4 protein-coding genes are annotated in these 5,023 nt (G+C 54.9%); all 4 read right to left on the reverse strand.

The window, feature by feature from the left end; translation table 11 throughout:
* Nucleotides 1–81: 81 nt before the first annotated feature.
* The 4 genes from hemW to GXX57_08445 all read right to left on the reverse strand — a co-directional run bounded on the left by hemW (nt 82) and on the right by GXX57_08445 (nt 4,948).
* On the reverse strand, nt 82–1,224 hold the full coding sequence (gene hemW, locus GXX57_08430) for a radical SAM family heme chaperone HemW (GenBank protein HHV44672.1): 1,143 nt from the start codon (nt 1,222–1,224) through the stop codon (nt 82–84).
* A complete protein-coding gene (gene lepA / locus GXX57_08435) occupies nt 1,217–3,052 on the reverse strand; it encodes an elongation factor 4 (protein ID HHV44673.1) in 1,836 nt (611 codons plus the stop codon). Before lepA ends, hemW begins: the two co-directional genes overlap by 8 nt.
* 199 nt (nt 3,053–3,251) lie before the next feature.
* Nucleotides 3,252–4,013, reverse strand: coding sequence for a hypothetical protein (locus tag GXX57_08440; protein HHV44674.1), 762 nt, complete (start codon nt 4,011–4,013; stop codon nt 3,252–3,254).
* A 368-nt stretch (nt 4,014–4,381) separates the two neighbouring features.
* Nucleotides 4,382–4,948, reverse strand: a complete 567-nt coding sequence (locus GXX57_08445; protein ID HHV44675.1) for a ferritin Dps family protein — start codon at nt 4,946–4,948, stop codon at nt 4,382–4,384.
* Nucleotides 4,949–5,023: the final 75 nt, after the last annotated feature.

Below are 5,023 nucleotides of genomic sequence, written 5' to 3' on the forward strand. Positions count from 1 at the left end.
GGTAAACAGAAGGCATGACAACGTGATAGATAACTAGGAATTGCCCCATAGATCCCGTTGTTTCGGTCCGGGAACCGAAGACTAGACAAATTCGGCAAAGACACGATTACCGAAGAAGACCCCCCGGGCACTCAGTCTGATCCTGGAGGGTAGACACTGGATAAGACCCAATCTTTGCAGATGCTCAAGCTCCTCGGAAAAGACCGTATAGGGACTCTTCCCGAAACGCTCTACAAAGCGTTCTACCGATACACCCTCCTCCAGGAGCCGCAGGCCCATAAACATGGTCTCCTGCATACAGACATAGGGAGACAGATAGGTTCGGTAGATCTGGGGTTGCGGTTTTGTGTACTCCCGGAGATAGTCCGCAAGACTGGTTTCGTTGGCAAAGCGAGCTCCGTAAAAATGGGAGTGGGCTCCCCACCCCAGGCCCAAATACCAGTCGTTATACCAGTAATGGAGGTTGTGCCGGCAGGGGCGCTGGCGGGAAAAGTTGGAGATCTCATAATGCTCATAGCCCGCAGTCCGGAGAAAGTCTATGGTATAGCGGTACATCTCCGCTTGCAGGGCATCTTCAGGTACAACGACTTTGCCTGTGGCCACCTGCTCTCCTAGGGGGGTTCCCGGTTCCACCGTCAGGCAATAGGGAGATATATGGACGGGCCCCCAGCGGACGATCTCCTTTAAAGTCTTGGCCCAACGGTCTAAAGACTGCCCGGGGATACCAAAGATGAGATCAATATTGATGTTTTCAAATCCAGCGGCCACCGCCTCCTGGAAGGCTTCCCGGGCCTGTTTTGCATCGTGGCGCCGTCCAAGGATCTTAAGATCCTCGGGATCCAGGGCTTGCACCCCAAGGCTGAGCCGGTTGACCCCCGCCTGCCGATACCCCCGCAGCTTCTGCGAAGAAAGGCTACCGGGATTGGCTTCCAGCGTCACCTCCAGGTTTGATCCCAGGGGGAAAGTCTGCCGCAGTTTAGTCAGTATCCGCTCCACCTGCTGGGGAGTCAACAGCGAGGGAGTCCCGCCGCCGAAGTAGATGGTATCAAAGAGGCAGGGCAGGGGAAGACTGACCTTGAGATAGTCCATCTCCGCCGCCAAGCCCACAAGATAAAGATCGTCTACTTCCCCAAAACCCCCCAGGGACAAAAAGTCACAGTAGGGACATTTACTGGTACAGAAGGGAATATGCACATAGATCCCGGCAAGATTGACACTACTCATCATCGATGCTCAAAATGGCCATGAAGGCTTCCTGGGGAATCTCAATGTTCCCGATGGCCTTCATCCGCTTTTTCCCTTCCTTCTGTTTCTCCAGCAACTTGCGTTTACGGCTCACGTCACCACCGTAACACTTGGCAGTAACGTCCTTGCGCAGGGCCTTAATGTTGGTCCGAGCCAAAACCTTGTTGCCCACCGCCGCCTGCACCGGCACCGTAAACAGCTGGCGAGGGATGACGTCTTTCAGCTTGTTGGCCAGGGCCCGGCCCCGACTTTGGGCCTTGCTGCGGTGCACAATACAAGAGAGGGCGTCCACCGGTTTGCCGTTAAGAAGGATATCCAGTTTCACCGCATCGGTCTGGCGGTAACCGAGAAACTCATAGTCCAAGGTGCCGTAACCCCGAGTATTGGACTTTAGCCGATCAAAGAAGTCCATGAGGATCTCGCTCAAGGGCAGATGATACTTCAGCATGGCCCGACCGGGCCCTAAATACTCCATGCCCTGGTACTCACCCCGCCGGTCCTGGCATAATTCCATCACCGGCCCGATATATTCATCGGGGACCACGATCCTGGCATCCACGTAGGGTTCCGAGATCTCCTCAATCTCATTTTGAGCTGGGAACTTGGCGGGATTGTCCACTTCGAGGGTGGTCCCGCGGGTGGTCACTACCCGATACACTACACTGGGGGCCGTCGTAATCAGGTTGATATCAAACTCCCGTTCCAGACGTTCCTGGACAATCTCCATATGCAACAGGCCAAGGAACCCACAGCGAAAACCAAAACCCAAAGCCACGGAAGTTTCCGGCTCAAAGGTCAAGGCCGCATCGTTAAGCTGTAGTTTCTCCAAGGCATCTCGCAGACTGGTGAAGTCTTCGTTTTCCACCGGGTAAAGCCCGCAGAAAACCATGGGCCGCGCCGGCCGGTATCCCGGCAGCGGAGCTGCTGCTGGTTTATCCAGATGGGTGACGGTATCTCCCACCCGGCTGTCCTTCACTTCCTTCATGTTGGCCAAAAGGCAGCCCACCTCGCCGGGCCCTAACTTTTCCACTGGCTGCATATCCGGTCGGAATACCCCCAGCTGTTCCACCTGGAACTCCCGCTGGTTGGACATCAACTTGATCCGATCCTTTACCTTGACAGTACCTTCCATCACCCGTACATAGGCGACCACACCCCGGTAACTGTCGAAGTGGGAATCGAAGATCAAAGCCTTTAGGGGGGCATCGGCGCTGCCTGTAGGCGGCGGGATCCGCTGTACGATCGCCTCCAGCACCTCCTCGATCCCTTGGCCCGTCTTGGCACTGACCAGCAGGGCCTCATCGGGGCCAAACCCGATGGTATCCTCCAGCTCCTGGAGTACCCGCTCTGGATCTGCACTGGGCAGATCGATTTTGTTGATCACCGGGATAATCTCCAGATCATGTTCCAACGCCATGTATAGATTCGCCAGGGTCTGGGCCTCAATCCCTTGGGTGGCATCCACCACCAACAGCGCCCCTTCACAGGCCGCAAGACTCCGGGATACCTCATAGGAGAAGTCCACGTGCCCCGGTGTATCGATCAGGTTCAGAATGTACTGTTGTCCGTCCCGGGCGGGGTAATCCAGCCTCACCGCTTGCAGTTTGATGGTAATACCCCGTTCCCGCTCCAGATCCAGCCGATCCAGCACCTGGTCGGTCATTTCCCTTTGGGATAATGTGTTGGTCTTTTCGATCAGGCGATCCGCCAAAGTGGATTTCCCGTGATCGATGTGCGCAATTATGCAGAAGTTTCGAATGCGATTCTGCATCGTCCTTATCCATCCTCCATACACCAGATACAACATTGCTAAGAAGTATTATCATATGTCTACGCCACAATTGCAAGCAAGAACATGGGACCAGGGCCTCGCCCAGTCCTGTGCCAAAATCTGTCCCCTTCGCTAGGCCAACAGTCTATTCTCTCCAAGCCCAGTCAATAACACACAGGGTCCTTGTCCTCATCTAGTAAAGAAGGCCCGAAACGCCGCGGCCAGGAGGGGGATTTCAATGCTCTAAAGGGTGCCCTGGGTTATCTAGCCCTACAGTCTCACCTTCCCGGAGGGAGCTTCGGAAGAACTCCCGCTCCTGTGGTGTCAGGCGCAACCAACGGGGCAACCAGGACCATACCCAATCCTGGAGGCGAGGGGGTAGTCCATTGATGAACACCTCGATAACCCATCTTAACCGCGACCAATTGACCACCAAAAGCACCATGACAAATAGCAGGTACAGCTTCACCTCCGGACAGCCCCGAAGGAGAGCACAGATCGGCAGGGTGAGCTGTAAGGGAAACATAAATACCAAAAGCACCGTGTCCACGGGTTTGAGGGTGTATAACACCCCGCAAAGAAGAACCCAGGCACCCAGTGTAGAACGAGACAAATACCCAGTCCGCACCAGGGCCAGGGCCGTCCCCAAAGTCAGGGTCACATCCACCCAAATGTCCCGCTGGCCAATCCAGGAGGGCGGTGTTCCTGAAAGCCGGGCTAATCGACCATCCACCGCATCGGTGCTCCAAAGAAGTACATTGCATTTCACGAGCCGACCCAAGGCATCGGACATCGCAGCCCAGGGCATCAAGGGCAGAAGAACCCCGCTCACACCCCGCACAAGGGTTAAAAGGTCAGCTAGGATCCGGGCCCAGAATAGGGATTTGGTTTGGGATGGAAACAGCACATCGTTGTCCCCATGACTATCCATGGTCATCATCCCCCATTCCTGTTCATCTGCCTTCCCCCAAGGACCTGAACCTTGCAAGAAGAGCATGGGTAAACCAAGGTGCATACCGGAAGGTCAAACCATTCCCCTAGTACAAATATATGTGTTTCTCGCCCAAAGCACTGCGTGCTTATTGCCCAGACCAAACTTCCTTGCCACTCTATCTTACCATAACGCTGCCGATGGAGTTACAGGAAAAAAGGCCAGCCCAGGCCAAGACGAAGAATTGGATTGTATATTGACCTAAAGGCAGGATAGCCCTGAAGAAAATCCAGGCGCAGGAACCCAGTTGCCAAGACGGACAAAGCATAACCTGCAAGGGAGTAAAAGACTACTTGATCGCACCGACGGAACTGAACAATTCCGGGAGAAAGTTGGGTTCAGCGCTATCTCGGATAGATAGCGCTGATAGCTTGCTACTGCAAGGGGCTGTTGGGATCCATTGGCCGGTCCCCTGCGATGTTGCCCTCTTTGGGGAAGATATGTTCCATCCCCCGGACCAGAGAGTCATCTTCCAGGATGCTGTACAGATGATACCCCAGGTCCTCCCGCTCTACTAGGACCTCCTCCAATACCTGAACCGTACCGAAGTCCTGTAGTTCATGGGCTCTGGCAATGGTTTTCCGCATCATCTGTTGCATTTTCAACTCATGCTCCAGGTCATTGCGGATGAAATCCCGCATGGTGTACCGGCCTTCGACCTCGTGTTTGATGTAGGAAAGCTCATGTTGGGTGACGGGATGGGCCGTGGGCACAACCCCCAGGCGGGCCACCCGTTCCCCCACCATATCAATGTGTCTGATGGTGACCCTAATGTGCTCGTCCAAAAGATCATGGAGGCTGATAAAAGCCTCAGCACCCTCGGTCAGCCAATGATGCTTGTTATACTGGTGCAAAGCCACCGTAAGGGCGCATTGGTGTTCATCCAACATAAGGCCCATCTCTAAACGGACTTCTTTCGGCAGACCGATCCCCGCCCCAATGTCCTTGGCGGTACGTGGCGGCTGCCGGAGGATCATATCATGGGCGGTGGTGTGGCCTGGGATTTTCGGGTCGAA

Source organism: Bacillota bacterium, from assembly GCA_012839765.1.
Lineage (GTDB): Bacteria > Bacillota > Limnochordia > DUMW01 > DUMW01 > DUMW01.

Coding starts and splice junctions, on each gene's coding strand:
- GXX57_08440 (HHV44674.1), bottom strand. CDS start 4,013: ATGCTCTTCTTGCAAGGTTCAGGTCCTTGGGGGAAGGCAGATGAACAG.
- lepA (HHV44673.1), bottom strand. CDS start 3,052: ATGTTGTATCTGGTGTATGGAGGATGGATAAGGACGATGCAGAATCGC.
- hemW (HHV44672.1), bottom strand. CDS start 1,224: ATGAGTAGTGTCAATCTTGCCGGGATCTATGTGCATATTCCCTTCTGT.